Origin of the sequence: Singulisphaera chitinilytica, from assembly GCF_049331405.1 — a bacterium.
Taxonomy (GTDB): Bacteria; Planctomycetota; Planctomycetia; order Isosphaerales; family Isosphaeraceae; genus PoT.
In genome coordinates, this window is the sequence record NZ_CP186274.1 from 5,499,192 (window position 1) to 5,514,374 (window position 15,183).

The window sequence follows — 15,183 nt, forward strand, 5'->3', positions numbered from 1 at the left end:
GATGGCCACGCGGAAGGAAATCCGGGCGGCGGCTGCGGCCGAGGGCGGCGCCCGAGAGTGGACGGCCGAGATCCTCAAGGATGGGATGACGCTCTATGCGTGGATGGCCTACAACCGGGCATACGACACGTACGCGACCGACCGTCTCGAGCATGCTCGGCTGTTCCGCTCCGAGGCCGAGGTCGACGCGTGGGCGGTGCGCCTCGGCGTGCCCAATGCCAGGCCTATCCGGGTTCGGGGCGAGGAGCCCGCGAAGCCGGCACTCTCGAGAGCGAGGACCAAATGACCCATCTCACGCACCCGACGAAGGCGAGCCTCGAGCTCGCGGCGGAACGTGCTTTGGCCTCGGCCGAAGAGGTCCTCGGCGCAGGCCTTCGCGACGACCCGGCCGAGGCGGTCGGGGCGCTCTTGCTCGGCTTGCGTTTCTATTGCCTCAAGAGGGCGGGCGGTTCCGCCTCGCTCATCGCCGAGGCTATGGGGGAGTTCACGCGGCTCGAGGACCTGGTCGAGGACCTCGACGAGCTCGAGGCCTCGAAGCCATGAAGGCTTTAAAGCAGTCGAGGCATGACGACGCGATCGCCGCTCTTAGGAAACACGGCCCGATGAGAGTGACCGACTTCGGTTGGCTCTTGTGGGGGGACACTACCGAAGTACCCGACAGGGGCGAGGGTAGCCACCGGCAGAACAAGTTTGCCCGGTCGGCCGGGAAGCTACTCCGGCAGCTCGAGCGCGACGGCCGGGTATCTAAGAGGGTTCACGGGAGCTGCCATCTGTGGAGCGTCATCGAGAAGCCGGAATGACTTCCACGTCGGCGAAATGACTTCCAACCAGGGACCGAGGCGAAGGCCTCCGGTCCCTTTTTCATGCGCGTCGGTTGCGCTCGGCGGCGAGGTCCTCGAGCTCGACCAGGTCGAGCGCTAGGCGGAAGTCGCTGCGAGCGAAATGGCGAAGGTACCGACGTACCAGCTCGCGGATGAATGCCGCGTCTTTGAGATTCCAGATGGGATCGCCGAAACGCCAATGCCACCGGCCGACGAACTCATGAGCTTTGGACAGCGCATCCCATTCGACGGTAAGGCGTCGGTCGACCTCGACGGGTAGCGTGAACCCTGCCCCTCCCGAGAGTACGCGGAGCGTCGCGCGTTGCTTCCCCGGCGGTAGAGGTTCCTCGAGAGGCCTCATCGCGAAGCCGAAGCAAACGTTGCCGATGGTAGCTTCACCGTGAATCCTGCCGTCGATGACGTCGTAATACTTGGATACGATGGCTCCAAGCGACATCGACGGGTATTCGCGCGCCCGATCGGCCCCGCAAAGCAAGAGGGTACCCAGAGGGATCGGGCACTCAACCCCTTGAATCGCGAGCTCGATGGCGTCCCCATCTCCGGCGGCGTATTCCCGCGTCATAGGTCCCTAGGCCCTCGCCACCATCGGCCGACCTGGTCGAGCAACGCGGCGAGTTTGCCAGGTTCGGCGTAGTTCGTCGGCACGCGATCGGGCCAGTGAAAGGTTCGGTAATCCCGATAGTAGCGCACCCACCGGCGATTAATCTGGTCTACCCGGTACCGCCTCGCGAGCTCCCAGGCGAACCGCAGGCCCTCGCATTGCCAGATCGGATCGACGCTCCGACCGTTGAAATCACGCTCCTCTCGATCGAGCATGAGGGTCGAGCGTTTGGCCAAGGCCTTCCAGTCGACGAAGCGACGTGCCTTGACCAGGACGTCATGGAAGGTACTCGCCTTGACGTTGCGGGCCCCGAGATAGCCCGGCAGGCGCGAGGACGGCCGGTGCTCTCGAATGACAAAGATCCTCGCGCGGATCCACCCTCGCGGCGTAGGCAGCTCTCGCGGCGTGAGGCGGTAGTGGACCGACTCATTCCCGATCTGCAACGTACCGTCATATCGAGTCCTCTCGATGATGCGGAACGGCTCATCGGAACCGAACGGAGTCGGTTCGGCATAGACGAAGGTCCGCTCGATCGCCTTGAGTTGGTCGACGGCAATGCGAGCCTTGACCCCTCTGATTTCGAGCCATGCGCTCGAGTGTCCCTCAAACATCGTTACCCCTCGAGTTGGCGGCGGCTTGATTGAAACAGAGTCGATCGACCTCATTGCAGACGCGAGAGCCGGGCTCGAGCCTCGCCTCGAATTCCCTCGCCAGGGCGATCGCGGCCCCGGCCGACAGGGTTCCGTCCTCGACCCTCAAGGCATGCTCGACGTTGCCGAGGCGGTCGAGGAGACGCACGCCGAGGACCTTGACCGAGAGCTCGGTAACGGTCCCCCCCTCGGCCGGATAGCAGCTCTCCGGCGGTCCCGATCGCCGGCCGGGATCGTACGGTTCGACCTCGCACTCGACCTCGAGCGCGAGCCATCGCCGGGCGACCGGATCCCAATGCTGGGCATTGAAAGTAATCACCGCGCCGATCGCCTCCGCGCGGCGGTGAGAGGTGCGACCCCGAGCGCCTCGGCGAGGCGGTCGGCGGTGTCGAGTTTCAGGTCACGAGTGCCGTTCATGAAACGGCGGATGACTTCCTCGGCGACCTTGCTCGGTTGGGAGAGCGAGTAGGCGGTATGTCCGCTCTCGCGGATGATCTCGCGGAGCTGGTCTCCCAGCGTCACGCGCTCCTGAGAGGCCCGGTTAGGCCCTCGCGTTGCTTTCATGGTTCATGCGACCTTCCAATTCAGGATCTTCCGGATTGCCTCGGCGCTCCATTTGGTGAGCCCCTCTTTGGTTTTAATGCCGTTCTTCTCGAGGACCTCGGCGATCATCCGGAGCGAGGCCCCGTCTTCTCTTAGCGCCTTCATCGTGGCGATCGCGGCTTGCTCCTCGACGTTCTCGACCAGGCGAGCGGCCCCGCCACGTTTGTTGACCGGCCCACCGATCTCGAGGTCATAGCCGTACCGGACGTTCCCGCAACGCTCATTGGCCCTGCGCTTGATCTTGAGTCCGTCCCTGGTGCGCTCCGAGATGGTCTCTCGCTCCCATTGAGCGATCGTGAAAATGATGTTCAACATCATCCGGCCGGTTGCGGTCGACGTGTCGACGTGGTCTTGGACCGAGTGGAGCTTGCATCCCCCCTTCTCGGAGAAGTAATCGTCGATGAGGCTCGACCAGTCTTTGAGCCGGCGTGTGAGCCGGTCGAGCTTGGCGATGAGCAGGCCCTCGGCCTGGCGGTTCCGCAGGACCTCGAGCGCCTTGGCGATCCCCGGCCGCTTGAGCGTCTTCGCCGAGGCCCCCTCGTCGGCGATGATGTCGATGAGGTTGAGCTCGTGCAGATCGGCGTATTTGCGGACCTTGGACTCCTGGTCGAGCAGGGAGAACCCCCCTCGCGCCTGTTCTTCGGTCGATACGCGGATGTAGCCGATCGCTCGAGGCATCCCGACAAGTGTCATCGTCATCGTCTCATCCCTATGGGGACCTTGCGAAACGAATAATTACCCGCCGATCGGTGGGCCACCGAAGGGTGGGTAAACCCCTCCGGACGGTGGGCACTTGAACACCTCGAGAACGATCTTGTCAACCGGCGTTCGTCGGTTGACGGATTTAAGGGGGTCCGAAGGCCTTAAGAGAGGCTCAACCGGCCCGCCTCCGACGCCGCTTCGTCCGGGCAAGGCGTGAGTCGATCTTTATGGGAAACTTGCCGAACAGCAGTATCCTCTCCCCGGTCGACTCGTCGCAGAGGTACCCCTCGGGATCGGCCGGCGCGATCAGGGCATCGGGGTTGGAGATGGAGAGCGAGCGCCAGGACGCCGGCACCCGCAGGGGTCGGAGCTGTTTCCCGATCGGCTCCCATCGGCATGTGAAACCTTTCTCGCTCGCGGGTTCGACATGCTCGACCAGCTCGACGCCGATGACCTTGGCGGCGAACGGCGTGAGCGTCCAGACATTGCCGTTGGCGGTCTTCCAACGGCAAAGTATCCCCATGTTCTCGAGGGTTCCGAGAGTCTCTAGATTGACTCCGGAGTGGAGCAAGGCGGATTTACGGGCGCATGGCTGACGTCCCTCCAATACGAGGTTGATCGCGATCCAGTGCTCTGAAGAGAGCGCGAGCATGAGCGTTCTCCCCAAGGTAAGGAGACTGTTTATGCGTGGCGTAACGGGATCGCGGCTTCGCGGTAGGAACGGCTTCGTTCGAGACTTCTAAGATAGTGAATCCGAGAGAGACGATGCAATATCGTATCGGAGCACGTTGAATTGATTGGACAATCGGGCCCGCTCGGGCCATTGAATTTGCATCAATAGCAAGTCTGAATGTAGACTAGCTTTAGGGAGCGTCGGCCGAGGTAGGGAAGCCCGAAAAGGCTCGATTTTTCCGGACACTTGGGCCCCTCCTAGTAGAGGCACTCAACGGCGAGTGGCTCGCATCCGGGAAGTACCGGGCAGAGGGTTAGGGATGATTGCGACGCAGGCAGTTGAGACGCTGGCGCCTCGATCGACGAAGCGCGGCCGACCCCGATCGGCTTCTATCCGGGCCCACCGCAAGAATCACATCAAGCTCGCCGGCCTCATGCTCCTGACCGATTTCTCGGTCAATAGGATCGCGGCCCTGTTCGGGATCTCCCGCTCGACGGCCTATGTATGGTTCGACCTTGGCATCAGCTATGACGACCCCGAGTCCGTCGAGCTCCGGCGGATCTTCGACAACTCCAACTGATTCCTTGATGCCTCTCCGAATGCACGTCCTCGACGCGATCCGGCTCACGGGCCCGATCGTCGTCGTCGTCTCGCTCGCCTTGGGCGCCTACTGGCTCACCCTCGTCCCATGAATTCCCCCTTGTCGGTCCTCTCGAGGCTCGTCCAGGCGACGGGGCTCGAGGCCTTTCTACTCTGGCTCCTCCGGGCCGTCTTCCGCCCGCCCGTACCCGACACTCCGACGCTACCCTACGGCATGCGCCACGTACCGGGCGTCGAGTCGGCTCTCGCGGCGGCGGCGGTCGCGCTCGTCGAGTTCGGATTCTGGTCGGGCGTCTTCCAAGGGTTCCTCGCCGGAGTGTTATGCACGCTGCTCGTGCGTCACTTCATCGTTCACCGATCCGGCCAGCAATCCAACACATGAAGTTTCTCCGATTCAGCATCGCGCTCGCGGTGCTACTCCAACCTACCCTCGCACTCGCGCAGGGTTCCCCAGACAATCGCGGCGAGATCGCGTTGCCGTCGCCGACCTATCGCGGCGAGACGGCTAGCGCCCCGATCCCCAAAGAGTTCCACGTCCACAACGAAGGCGGTAGCGACGGAGCCGGCTTATGCGTCATCTCCTCGATCCTCTGCAACGGGAGGTATCAGGGAGTCCCGAATCTGGGGGTCATCGACCCGAGTATCCCCATCGGCCAGGGTGGCAAAGATTCGCCCCTCTGGCGGTCGGCCAAGGCAGCCCCGGGCGGCTACAGCCCAGACAAGCTCGAGCGTCTGCTCGATCGAGTCTTGCCCGATGAGAAATGGGCGTCCTACGTCGGGACAGATACCGACGTGCTCGACCGACTGAGTCGGGCCGGGTACGCGATCGGCGCCACCATGAACACGGGCGCCTTGTATCAGTATCAGCCGATCCATCACATGATCTCGCTCGTCCACTACCGCAAGGGCGGCATGGCGTGCGTCGTCGATAACAACGACCCGGGCAAGTATCACTGGATGCCGGCCTCGGAGTTCGATCGGCGATGGATCGACGGCGGCATCGGATGGGCGTTCATCTGGACCCGCAAGCCGGAGCCGAACCCGCTCGCCATCCCCCCGCAGGTGATCGCGTTGACGGTCCTCCTGGGCCTCGGCCTTCGTCGGGCGAGGCTCGAATTCTTCAGCTTTGATTCTGATTACCACCCAGAGGAATGGCGATGAGAATCGAACCCATCCCCGGAGGTCCAACCATGAAGATCGACGTCGTCCCAGCGCTCGCGTTCATCGCCCTCATCGTGGCCACGTTCGCACTCCGAACCGCCATGTTCATCGCGCCCCGGCCGGAGGCCCTACCGCCTACCGTCACGGGGCGCAACATCACCGTTTCCTGTCCCTATTGCAGCAATCGTTTCGTCGTCTCGACGGTCGAGACGGGGGCGGTTGGAAAGGTCCAGAAATGACATATGCGTTGCTGGTCGCGCTTGCGACCCTCGGCCAAGTCGGCGGCCAGCCCCGCTATGAACCTGGCCGTCTCTATCAGGCCCCCAACGGCGTGTACCTCCTGGCGGACGCCGGCGGGACCGTCTACAGCTCCCCGGACCAGGTTTGGCTAAGGCAGTACGTCGCCCAGATGAACGCCAATCGACGGCCCCAAGCCCCGGCGGATAAGACCCCAAACTACGGCATCGACATGGGCAGCCTGAAGGCGACGGCCCCGGAGTCGATGAGGACGAACGACCAGGACTTCGGGGATTCGTTCTACGGTTCGAAGCAACATGGGGAGCAGGTCCCGCTACCGGAGAAGGGTCCGCCCGCAGCCAAGAGGGATTGGATCCAATACGGCCTACTCGCGGTGATCGTGGCATTGATTGTGTTCTATCAGCATCCGCGAAAGGCTTCGGATCAATGATCCCCGACGAGTACCTCTATCCGGCGATCGTCCTCGCCATCGCCTGGCTCGCATTCCCGCAATTCAGGGCCTGGGTCGGCCGACTCTTCACCGGCCCGGCCCCGAAGGTAAACAGCTCGTCGGCAACCGCATCGCCGACGCTCGCAAGCGTCGATGACAAGACCCTCGCGATCGCGTATGCCGTCCGGCAACGCGAGATCGCCGAACAGGTCCATCTCGCGACGGTTGCCGACGAGCTCCAAGTTCACGCGCAGGCCCGATTGACCCCGATCCCGGCGGCGATCGCCACGGCGCCCACACCGCATCCGGCGGCGGTCCTCAAGCCGGCGGAATCGCCGGCCCCAAAACCGTGAAGCGGACCTCGTCACTGGGTCCGCGCTTCATTTACTGGCCCGGTCATCACTCTTAGGATTCTTGATGCGTTATAAGTTGAGTGCCGCTACGTTTGCCTTCACCCTCGCCGCAGCCGATGCGGCCCTCGCCAAGCTCGATGCGGCCCCGGCCGAGAAGCTCGATATCGACGTCGAGGCGGTAGGTATCAGCGGCTCCGTCCTCTCGGTCCACATCCCCCCGTACGACCTCGAGGGCTATCACAAGCTCGCCGAGCTCCGGGCGTACCTGTACCCCGAGACGGACGCGCCCCCGACCGATGCCGATGGCTTCATCAACTCCGAGCTCCCGGTGAGCGCGGTCGACGTCTCGGCCATCCAGTGCGGCGGAACCGTCCCGATCGTCCTCCCCACGGTCGACGGGAACCGGCCTTACAACGGCCAGATCATCCTCGGCTTCGAGGACTCGGAACCCACCGAGCCGACCGGCTCGGAACCCACCGAAACACCCGAGGCGACCGCCCCGGGACCCCTCGAGCCGACCGTCTAAGCTAGGCTCCGCAGCACGTCCCACGGGCTACCCGGCTTGACGGCCGGGTAGCCTCACATCCTTGTTTTCGACCCCACACCAAGGCCTTTGGAATCGCGTTTTGGATCGCTTGAAGAGTTGGTTTGCCAAGGCTCGCTCGCACTACCAGGCGAACGCCTCCCGTTACCTCGACCTCGCGTCTGAGATCGTCACGTTTGCCATCGGCCTCGCTCTCATCCACTACCACCATCAGACCGCAGGCCTGATCTTCTGCGCCCTCGCGATGTTCTCGCTACTGAGACACGAGGTCTATCTCACGTTCCACGTAAGCGGCCAGATCGGGGAGAACCCTTACCCCTCGGCCGACGACGATGCCCACCAGGCCTAAGACCTATCGGCCCCCAGGCGCCTCCCTCGCGGCGAGTTCGGCCCCGACGAAACATTCGACGTACAACCGGACTCGCCGCGATACCACCTTGCTCAAGCTCTACGGTACTGAGCGATGGAAGAAATTCCGCGCGATGATCCGTACGGCACGAGTGTTGTGCGAGCGGTGCAATCTCCTCGGCCTGGTCGTGCCAGGGCGCGACGTTCACCACAAGATCGACCCTCGAGATGACATCGATAAGGCCTTCGATCCCTCGAATGTCGAGCTCCTGTGCAAGTCTTGTCACTCGAAAGAAACGGCCTCAAAACACAAGTAGTGGAGCTCCGAGAGGCCTTCCAAGGCCTCGTAGAAGGGCTCCGAAAAGGCCCCCATGACGGGGGGGGATGCGAGGGCAAAAGGCCCTCGCATCCCCAACGACCGTTCAGCTTCGCGCGTTTTCTGACGAAATTCCGAAACGAAAATTGCAGGGTAAACATACGTAAATGGCAGCCAGAGGACGCAAGGCCCAGCCTGACGCGAAGAAGGCGGCGGACGGCGTGCGGCTCGACCGGATCAACACGGAGGCCCCCGACGAAGCCCCAGGCGAGCCTGTGCGGCCCCCGTACCTCGACGACATGGGTAAAGCCGCTTGGGAGGACATGCTCGAGGAGCTCCGCGCCCTCGGCAGCCTCCGCAAGAGCGACGGCCCGATCATCGGCCTTTACGCCTCGACCTTCAGTCGATTCATCGAAGCCGAGGACGACATTCGCGCGAACGGCCTCACGACGTTCACCGACAAGGGTACCGCCAAGGCTAACCCTTCGGTGGCCATCGCTCGCCAGAGCGTTGCCCAACTCGCCACCCTACTGGCCGAGCTCGGCCTCACACCCTCGAGCCGTTCCCGCCTCAAGCTCGGCACTCAGAAGAAGAGCCGACTCGCCAAGTTCCTCGAGCCCCCGAAAGCCAAACCTCAGTGAGCCACTGGTGCACTTTAGGATTCCGGTCGAGAGGCATTGCCTCTCGCTCCGGTCGCGACCGTTTTAAGGCCGCTGTCGTGTTCCGGCCGAAGTGGCGACTCCGCGAGCGGATCGCGGCGACTCTCATCGTCTTCGCGTCGTGGATCCTCGACGAACAGGTCGTGCTCGAGCCAATCGACCCGCTCGAGGCCGGCGAGGTCCCCGGCCCGGCCGAGGGGCACGACCAGGAAGGCCCCCATTGGGCCCCCGGGCTCGTCCTGCGCGTCGTCAGTGCAAACGGCCGCACCCGCGTCATGGACGCGTCTACGGGCCGCAGGCTTCGTGCGACGGCCGCTTACTTCGAGCACACCGAACCCGGTGAGCGCCCCAAGTTCACTTTCACCACCTTCGACGCCGAGCTCGAGGCCGAGGTACGGCCGGAGCTCCCCGACGAACCCGCCGAGGACCTCCCCAGCGAATGAGCCTCTTGAACCGCGCATGGAGCGCGTTCCGATCGGCCTTCCACCCGCGCCGGCGGACCTTCGCCGAGCAGCTCGCGAAGCTCGAGTGGGAGAACCGACAGTTACTCGACCAGGTCGCCGCGCTCGAGGCGAAACTCGCCGAGGCGATCCGTTGTCCTCGCATGCTCGTCACCTCGAGCCGGCCCGTACCGCCGGCGGTGCAACGGAAGCGAGAAGCGGCCTTCGCCAAGGCGCTCGAATCGGGCGAGATGAGCACGATTCTGTTTAGCGAAGGTCTCGACGTCTGGCAGCTCGTCGACGGCGAATGGCGACCCCTCAAGATCGAGCGCAGCAACCCCCAACCTCCCCCGGCCGACCTCCCCCCGGCTTACGCCGAATACGCCGAAGCGGATCACAAGTCCCTCACCGCCGACCAGCTCGAGGCCTTCAGGGCCGAATTCCGGAAGACACTCACACGCAATGGCAGTCGATTCCAAGTGGATCCGCGGACCCGTCGACCAGCTCGCGATTGAGCAGGGCTGTTACTTCGACCAGGAGGCAGCCGACAAGGCCTGTAACTTCATCGAGACGTTTTGCCGTCTCTCGAAGGGACCGGGCGCCGGCGACGACCCCTTAACGCTCGTACCCTGGCAACGCGACTTCGTCTCTCGCCTGTTCGGCTGGAAGCGGAAGGACGGGCGGCGGCGGTACCGAACCGCCTATGTCGAGATCGCCAAGAAGAACGGGAAGAGCGCCCTCGTCTCGGCACTCGTGATTTACCTGATGGTCGCGGACGGGGAGCGAGGCCCGGAAGTCTACCTCAACGCCTACGACAAGGAACAAGCCCTGGTCGTATTCCGCGAGGCGGCGGCGATGATCCGCGCCGATGAGGACCTCTCCGAGCTGTTCGACATCCTCGAGACGGATAAGAAGATCCTCTATCGGGAGATCAACGGCCTACTCCGCGCCAACTCGGCCGACGTCCCCTCGAAGGACGGCGTCGACGCCTCGGCGGTCATCTTCGACGAGCTCCACCGCCAGCGCGATCGCAAGCTCTGGGACATCTACAAATACGCCGGCGCCTCGCGCCTCCAGCCTCTACGCATTTGCATCACCACCGCCGGCGAGGACGAGTCGGGCGTCTGGTACGAGCAGCGCGAATACAGCGAGGACATCAACGCGGGCAAGGTCCCCGACACGAGCCATCTCGGCATCGTGTACCGGGCGCTCGACACCGACGACATCGACGACCCGGCGACGTGGCGGAAGGCGAATCCGTCGATGGGCGTCACGCTCTTCGAAGACGTCTTCGCGGCCGAGCTCATCGCGGCCAAGCGGAACCCGCTCGACCTCGCCGAGTTCAAGCGGCTCCGGCTCAACATCATCACGCGGGCGGCGGCGAAGTTCGTCGACCCCGAGCATTGGAAGGCTTGCGGCGGGCTCATCATCGTCGCCAGGTCGGCCAAGGATCCATTCTGGCTCGGCCTCGACCTCTCGACCGTCAATGACCTGACGTGCGCCGTCAGCCTCTACGGCGACCCCGACGAAGGCTTCGACGTCCAGCTCGATTGCTGGCTCCCCGAAGACAACATCGCCGAGCTCGAGCAGCAGCACGGGTTCAGCTATCGGGTATGGGCACAGGAAGGATTCATCGAGCTCACACCCGGCAACGTGATCGATTACGGGTTCATCCGCAAACGCATCAACCAACGGGCGAAAGAGGGGAATCTTCAGAAGATCCTCGTCGACCCCTACTCCGCAACGAAGCTCTCGGTCGAGCTCCTGGACCATGACGGCTTGCCCGTCGAGTACATCCGCCAGGGCTTCTACTCCCTCTCATCCCCGACCAAAGAGCTCGACCGGCTCATCCGCTCCGGACGCTTCCGCCACGGCGACAACCCGCTATTCGCGTGGATGGCGTCGAACGCGATCGCGGTCAAGGATGCGGCCGGCAACGTGAAGCTCAGCAAGGAAAAGAGCCGCAAGAAAATCGACGCGATGGCGGCGGCGGTCAACGCGATCGCCGGCGCGACGGCGGGCGCGGCCGAGGGCAGTGGACCGACAGTCTATGAAGAACGTGGAATCCTGATCCTGTGAATTTCGAAGCTCTCCGGAGCAATGGGACGACGACGACGATCGGCACCCAGCTCGCGAAGACGGGCGAGGCCCAACCGTTGAGCTTCGAAGCTCTCCGGAGCGACGGGACGACGACGACGGTGGGCATGCAGCTCGCGACGACGGCCGAGGCCCAACCGCCGGCCCCGGCCGAGGAACGCGCCATCGCCGGCGAGGAGACGTGGTATCTCCCCGGCCGGGCCGGCGGGTTCCTCGTCACGGAGGAAACCGCCCTCAAGCTGACGGCCCTACTCGCCGCGTTCAACGTCCTCGCCACCGACGTCGCCATGTTCCCGCTCGACGTGTTCCAACGGCTCCCCGATGGGACGCGCGAGGAGCGTCGGGAGCACACCGTCGATATGTTCTTCTCGCGCTCCCCCGACCTCGTACGGACCCCGCTCAACTGGCGGCGGACGTGGGTCTATCACGCGCTCCGGCACGGCAACGGGTATGCCGAGATCCAGCGCAAGGGCAATGGCTCCCCCTACGCCCTCCATCTCCTCGACCCCCGCACGACGAAGCCGGAGCGGACCGCGCTCGGCGACGGGTACCGCCTCGGCAATGGGGAATGGCTCCCGGCCGGGAACGTCCTCCACATCTCGGGACTCGGCTTCGACGGATTGCAGGGATATAACTACATCCGAATGTTGGATGAGGCCATCGCGGTCGGCCTCGGAGCCCAGTCGTTCGGCCTCGAATACTTCGTCAACGGCGCGGAGCCGAGCGGCGTCATCGAGACCCCCCAGAAGCTCGGCCCGGAGGCTATCAAGAATCTCCGGATGGGATGGCACCGCGACCACGGCGCCGGCCGGCGACACGGTACGGCGGTCCTCGAGCAGGGCGCGAAGTACAATCAGATAAGCACCGATCCCGAGAAGACCCAGCTCCTAGAGACCCGCAAGTTCGAGGTCCTCGACGTCATCCGGCCCTGGCGGGTACCGCCCCACAAGGTCGGCGACTTCTCCCAGGCCCACCTCAGCAATATCGAGGCATCGAACCTCGACTATCTGATGACGGCCCTGATGGGATGGCTCGTCTCGATCGAGCAGGAATGCAACCTCAAGCTGTTCAGCCTCGCCGAGTACAAGGCCGGCTTCTACGTCGAGCACAACGTTGCCTCGCTCCTGCGCGGCGACCTCGCGACCCGTTACGAGGCCTATGCCACCGCCCTCGATCGCGGATGGATGAACCGCGATGAGGTCCGCGCGAAGGAGAACATGAACCCCATCGGCGCGAAGATGGGCGGTCAGAAGTACCTCGTCCAGATGCAGAATATCCCGCTCGACAAGGCGGGCTCGCTCGCGACCTTGAAGCCGGCCGGCGGCGGTTCACCGCCCCCCAAGGCCGACCCCCCGAAGGCCGACGACTCGAAGCCGGCCGACCCCAAGCCGGCCGACCCCATCGAGCCGGCCGGCTCGCCGGCGGACACACCGCCGGGAACCGATCCCATCTTCGACCTCAAGCGGCTCCTCAACGACGCCGCGACGGGCCAACTCCCAATCGCCACGGTCAAGGCGGTCATCCTCGCAACCTATCCCTTCGAGGCCGACCAGGTCGACGCGATGGTTGACCCCCTCGCGACTTTCAAACCCGCTCAATGAGTCAGATCAAGAAAGCTCCCCAGGGCTCGAATGAGCTCCGGATCATAACGACCAGCCTCAAGGTTGAGCGTCGTTCCGACAGCAACGCACCCCCGAAGATCGTCGGCCACGCGTCGGTATTCGACCAGTGGACCACGCTCTATTCGGGCCAGTATTGGGTATGGCGTGAGATCGTCCGGCCGGGCGCGTTCCGCAACGCGCTCGCCGAGAATCAAGACGTCGTCGCCTTATTCAATCACGATTACAACCTCATCCTCGGCCGGTCCTCGGCCGGGACTCTTCTCCTGAAGGAAGACTCGGTCGGCCTCTATTGCGAGATCGACCCGCCCGATACCCAGCTCGGCCGGGACCTCGCGGTTTCGATCGAGCGCGGCGACATCCCCGGCATGTCGTTCGGCTTCCGTGTGAGGCCGAACGGCGATGCCACCACCATCCGGATCCAGGGCAACCAGGAGATCGAGGAGCGCGAGCTACTCGACCTCGACTTGTTCGACGTCTCCCCGGTCGTGAGCCCCGCCTATCCGACAACCGACGTTTCCATGCGATCGCGGATCGACCTCCGCGATCGTCCCCATTTCGACCAACGGCGAGCCCGTGCGCACGTCCGATTGCGCCTCGCCGAAGCGGCCGACTGACGTCCAGTCGCGCCGCGCAGACAGAGAACCCTAGGAGGCCCATTGGCCACCAAAGCAGTTGAATTGCGTGAAGAACGGGCCACCGAGATCGCCCAAGCCCGTGCGAAGTGGACCGAAGCCGAGAAGCGAGAGGGCGGCCCGACCGAAGAGGACAAGGCCTCTTTCGACGCCGCGATGGACGGGGCCGATAAGCTCCTCGAGCGAGCCAAGCGGCTCGAGCGGCTCGAGGAAGCCGAGGGCGATGCCGAGGCCCCCGAGCCTCGCAAGAGCACTCCCATCGACCCCGAGGAGCGTTCGGGCGGCAACAGCTCGGCCGAGGCCTCCAAGAGCCGCAAGGATTATCGGCACTTCCTCAAGACCGGCGAGGTTCGCCAGAACCTCCGCGCAGACCAGGCCCGCTTGAGCGAGTACCGGGATACGATCATCTCGACCGATGGCAAGGGCGGGTATCTGATCGCCCCGGTCCAGGTCTCCCAGGACATCGTGAAGGCGATCAACGACCAGGTCTTCATTCGCCCTCTCGCGACCGTCTTGCAGGTCACAGAGGCCAAGAAGCTCGGCATCCGCAAGATGACGACTCGCATGGCCGACGCCGATTGGACCACGGAAGTCGCCGGCGTGACCGAAGACACGACCATGGCGCTCGACCGGCGCGACCTCGAGCCCCAGCTCGTCTCCAAGCTCTCGAAGGCCTCGATTCGCACGCTCATGCTCTCGGCCGATGCCGAGAAGCTCATCAACGACGAGCTCGCCTACAAGTTCGGCATCACCGAGGAGAAGGCCTTCCTCACCGGCAACGGCACGGGCAAGCCCCTCGGCGTGTTCACCGCCAGCGCGAGCGGCATCTCGACCGGGCGCGACGTGGCGGCAGCCGGCTCGACGGCAGTCACGGCGGATGACCTCATCAACGCGAAGTTCTCGGTCAAGCAGGGTTACTTGCAAGACCCCAGCGCCGGTTGGATCATGCACCGCGACACGGTGAAGATGATCCGCAAGCTGAAGAACAGCGGCGACGGCCAGTACGTCTGGCAGGCCGGCTTGACCTCCGGCGCGCCCGACCGAATCCTGGACGTCCCGTACTACATGAGCGAGTACGCCCCCAACACGTTCACGACCGGCCTGTATGTTGCCGTCATCGGCAACTTCAAATACTACCGAATCGCCGAGGTCATCGACCTCGTGATTCAGCGCCTGGTCGAGCGCTACGCCGACACCAACGAAGTCGGCTTCATCGGCCGGCGCTGGGTCGACGGCGCGCCCGTCCTCGAAGAGGCCTTCGCCCGGCTCAAGCTCGCCTAATCCTAGCTCGCCGAAGCGGAACCTACTGACCAGCTCCGGAGGGGGGATCCACCCGGACCCCTCTCCGGCCGATCGACCGAGGACAGACACCCTTGAAAGTGAAGATGCTCACCACGCTCGCCGGCCCCGAGTTCACATGCCAGGCCGGGGAGACGTGCGACGTCCCCGAAGCGATGGCGGATGATCTCCTCGAAGGCGGATACGCCGAAGAGGTCGAAGAGACGGCCGGGGAGCCCGACCAGGCCGACGCCGAGCAACCCGCCCCGACCAGCTCGCCGGCGACCACGCCGACGGCGTCCCCCGGCAACCCCCGGCCCCGGCCCCGGCCCCGACCGTGAAGCCGGTACCCCCGGCCTCGAAGCCGATCGCCA

At 64.3% G+C, this 15,183-nt stretch carries 26 protein-coding genes; 20 read left to right on the top strand and 6 right to left on the bottom strand.

Annotation, left to right across the window (positions count from 1 at the left end):
- Position 1: 1 nt before the first annotated feature.
- The 3 genes from ACOYYX_RS21915 to ACOYYX_RS21925 are packed head-to-tail and all read left to right on the top strand — an operon-like array spanning position 2 to position 800.
- Positions 2–286, top strand: a complete 285-nt coding sequence (locus tag ACOYYX_RS21915; RefSeq protein ID WP_422923696.1) for a hypothetical protein — start codon at positions 2–4, stop codon at positions 284–286.
- The gene (locus ACOYYX_RS21920) at positions 283–543 is read left to right on the top strand and encodes a hypothetical protein (protein ID WP_422923697.1); all 261 of its coding nucleotides are present in this window, start codon (positions 283–285) and stop codon (positions 541–543) included. Before ACOYYX_RS21915 ends, ACOYYX_RS21920 begins: the two co-directional genes overlap by 4 nt.
- Complete coding sequence (locus tag ACOYYX_RS21925) at positions 540–800, top strand: hypothetical protein (RefSeq protein WP_422923699.1); 261 nt, start codon at positions 540–542, stop codon at positions 798–800. Before ACOYYX_RS21920 ends, ACOYYX_RS21925 begins: the two co-directional genes overlap by 4 nt.
- 61 nt (positions 801–861) lie before the next feature.
- Here ACOYYX_RS21925 and ACOYYX_RS21930 read toward each other — a convergent pair whose 3' ends face one another.
- From ACOYYX_RS21930 to ACOYYX_RS21955, 6 genes are all read right to left on the bottom strand, one after another.
- A complete protein-coding gene (locus tag ACOYYX_RS21930; RefSeq protein ID WP_422923701.1) occupies positions 862–1,278 on the bottom strand; it encodes a hypothetical protein in 417 nt (138 codons plus the stop codon).
- A gap of 122 nt (positions 1,279–1,400) precedes the next feature.
- On the bottom strand, positions 1,401–2,054 hold the full coding sequence (locus tag ACOYYX_RS21935) for a hypothetical protein (protein ID WP_422923703.1): 654 nt from the start codon (positions 2,052–2,054) through the stop codon (positions 1,401–1,403).
- The gene (locus tag ACOYYX_RS21940; protein WP_422923705.1) at positions 2,047–2,412 is read right to left on the bottom strand and encodes a hypothetical protein; all 366 of its coding nucleotides are present in this window, start codon (positions 2,410–2,412) and stop codon (positions 2,047–2,049) included. The genes ACOYYX_RS21935 and ACOYYX_RS21940 overlap by 8 nt, the downstream gene beginning before the upstream one ends.
- Positions 2,409–2,657 carry a helix-turn-helix domain-containing protein gene (locus ACOYYX_RS21945; RefSeq protein WP_422923707.1) on the bottom strand — a complete coding sequence of 83 codons (249 nt, stop codon included), beginning with the start codon at positions 2,655–2,657 and terminating at the stop codon, positions 2,409–2,411. Before ACOYYX_RS21945 ends, ACOYYX_RS21940 begins: the two co-directional genes overlap by 4 nt.
- 3 nt (positions 2,658–2,660) lie before the next feature.
- Positions 2,661–3,395 carry a recombinase family protein gene (locus tag ACOYYX_RS21950; protein WP_422923708.1) on the bottom strand — a complete coding sequence of 245 codons (735 nt, stop codon included), beginning with the start codon at positions 3,393–3,395 and terminating at the stop codon, positions 2,661–2,663.
- Positions 3,396–3,570: 175 nt separating this feature from the next.
- On the bottom strand, positions 3,571–3,921 hold the full coding sequence (locus tag ACOYYX_RS21955; protein WP_422923709.1) for a hypothetical protein: 351 nt from the start codon (positions 3,919–3,921) through the stop codon (positions 3,571–3,573).
- 469 nt (positions 3,922–4,390) lie between these two features.
- Here ACOYYX_RS21955 and ACOYYX_RS21960 point away from each other — a divergent pair, with 469 nt between their 5' ends.
- The 17 genes from ACOYYX_RS21960 (at position 4,391) to ACOYYX_RS22040 (ending at position 15,150) form a co-directional block, all read left to right on the top strand.
- The gene (locus ACOYYX_RS21960) at positions 4,391–4,651 is read left to right on the top strand and encodes a hypothetical protein (RefSeq protein WP_422923711.1); all 261 of its coding nucleotides are present in this window, start codon (positions 4,391–4,393) and stop codon (positions 4,649–4,651) included.
- 108 nt (positions 4,652–4,759) lie between these two features.
- On the top strand, positions 4,760–5,053 hold the full coding sequence (locus ACOYYX_RS21965) for a hypothetical protein (protein ID WP_422923713.1): 294 nt from the start codon (positions 4,760–4,762) through the stop codon (positions 5,051–5,053).
- On the top strand, positions 5,050–5,832 hold the full coding sequence (locus ACOYYX_RS21970) for a hypothetical protein (RefSeq protein WP_422923715.1): 783 nt from the start codon (positions 5,050–5,052) through the stop codon (positions 5,830–5,832). Before ACOYYX_RS21965 ends, ACOYYX_RS21970 begins: the two co-directional genes overlap by 4 nt.
- A 29-nt stretch (positions 5,833–5,861) precedes the next feature.
- Complete coding sequence (locus tag ACOYYX_RS21975) at positions 5,862–6,071, top strand: hypothetical protein (RefSeq protein WP_422923716.1); 210 nt, start codon at positions 5,862–5,864, stop codon at positions 6,069–6,071.
- Complete coding sequence (locus ACOYYX_RS21980) at positions 6,068–6,520, top strand: hypothetical protein (protein WP_422923717.1); 453 nt, start codon at positions 6,068–6,070, stop codon at positions 6,518–6,520. The genes ACOYYX_RS21975 and ACOYYX_RS21980 overlap by 4 nt, the downstream gene beginning before the upstream one ends.
- Positions 6,517–6,873, top strand: a complete 357-nt coding sequence (locus tag ACOYYX_RS21985) for a hypothetical protein (protein WP_422923719.1) — start codon at positions 6,517–6,519, stop codon at positions 6,871–6,873. Before ACOYYX_RS21980 ends, ACOYYX_RS21985 begins: the two co-directional genes overlap by 4 nt.
- Before the next feature lie 64 nt (positions 6,874–6,937).
- The gene (locus tag ACOYYX_RS21990) at positions 6,938–7,399 is read left to right on the top strand and encodes a hypothetical protein (RefSeq protein WP_422923721.1); all 462 of its coding nucleotides are present in this window, start codon (positions 6,938–6,940) and stop codon (positions 7,397–7,399) included.
- Positions 7,400–7,508: 109 nt separating this feature from the next.
- Positions 7,509–7,766, top strand: coding sequence for a hypothetical protein (locus tag ACOYYX_RS21995; protein WP_422923723.1), 258 nt, complete (start codon positions 7,509–7,511; stop codon positions 7,764–7,766).
- A 133-nt stretch (positions 7,767–7,899) separates the two neighbouring features.
- A complete protein-coding gene (locus tag ACOYYX_RS22000) occupies positions 7,900–8,082 on the top strand; it encodes an HNH endonuclease (protein WP_422931653.1) in 183 nt (60 codons plus the stop codon).
- Between the two features lie 166 nt (positions 8,083–8,248).
- Positions 8,249–8,722 carry a phage terminase small subunit P27 family gene (locus ACOYYX_RS22005; RefSeq protein WP_422923725.1) on the top strand — a complete coding sequence of 158 codons (474 nt, stop codon included), beginning with the start codon at positions 8,249–8,251 and terminating at the stop codon, positions 8,720–8,722.
- Between the two features lie 77 nt (positions 8,723–8,799).
- Positions 8,800–9,183 (top strand): hypothetical protein, encoded by a 384-nt coding sequence (locus ACOYYX_RS22010; RefSeq protein ID WP_422923727.1) that lies wholly within the window; start codon positions 8,800–8,802, stop codon positions 9,181–9,183.
- Positions 9,180–9,695, top strand: a complete 516-nt coding sequence (locus tag ACOYYX_RS22015) for a hypothetical protein (RefSeq protein WP_422923729.1) — start codon at positions 9,180–9,182, stop codon at positions 9,693–9,695. The genes ACOYYX_RS22010 and ACOYYX_RS22015 overlap by 4 nt, the downstream gene beginning before the upstream one ends.
- Complete coding sequence (locus ACOYYX_RS22020; RefSeq protein ID WP_422923731.1) at positions 9,643–11,259, top strand: terminase large subunit; 1,617 nt, start codon at positions 9,643–9,645, stop codon at positions 11,257–11,259. The genes ACOYYX_RS22015 and ACOYYX_RS22020 overlap by 53 nt, the downstream gene beginning before the upstream one ends.
- A complete protein-coding gene (locus ACOYYX_RS22025; RefSeq protein ID WP_422923733.1) occupies positions 11,256–12,878 on the top strand; it encodes a phage portal protein in 1,623 nt (540 codons plus the stop codon). The genes ACOYYX_RS22020 and ACOYYX_RS22025 overlap by 4 nt, the downstream gene beginning before the upstream one ends.
- Positions 12,875–13,513 (top strand): HK97 family phage prohead protease, encoded by a 639-nt coding sequence (locus tag ACOYYX_RS22030; protein ID WP_422923735.1) that lies wholly within the window; start codon positions 12,875–12,877, stop codon positions 13,511–13,513. Before ACOYYX_RS22025 ends, ACOYYX_RS22030 begins: the two co-directional genes overlap by 4 nt.
- Positions 13,514–13,555: 42 nt before the next feature.
- The gene (locus ACOYYX_RS22035; RefSeq protein WP_422923737.1) at positions 13,556–14,812 is read left to right on the top strand and encodes a phage major capsid protein; all 1,257 of its coding nucleotides are present in this window, start codon (positions 13,556–13,558) and stop codon (positions 14,810–14,812) included.
- A 92-nt stretch (positions 14,813–14,904) separates the two neighbouring features.
- Positions 14,905–15,150 carry a hypothetical protein gene (locus tag ACOYYX_RS22040; protein ID WP_422923739.1) on the top strand — a complete coding sequence of 82 codons (246 nt, stop codon included), beginning with the start codon at positions 14,905–14,907 and terminating at the stop codon, positions 15,148–15,150.
- Positions 15,151–15,183: the final 33 nt, after the last annotated feature.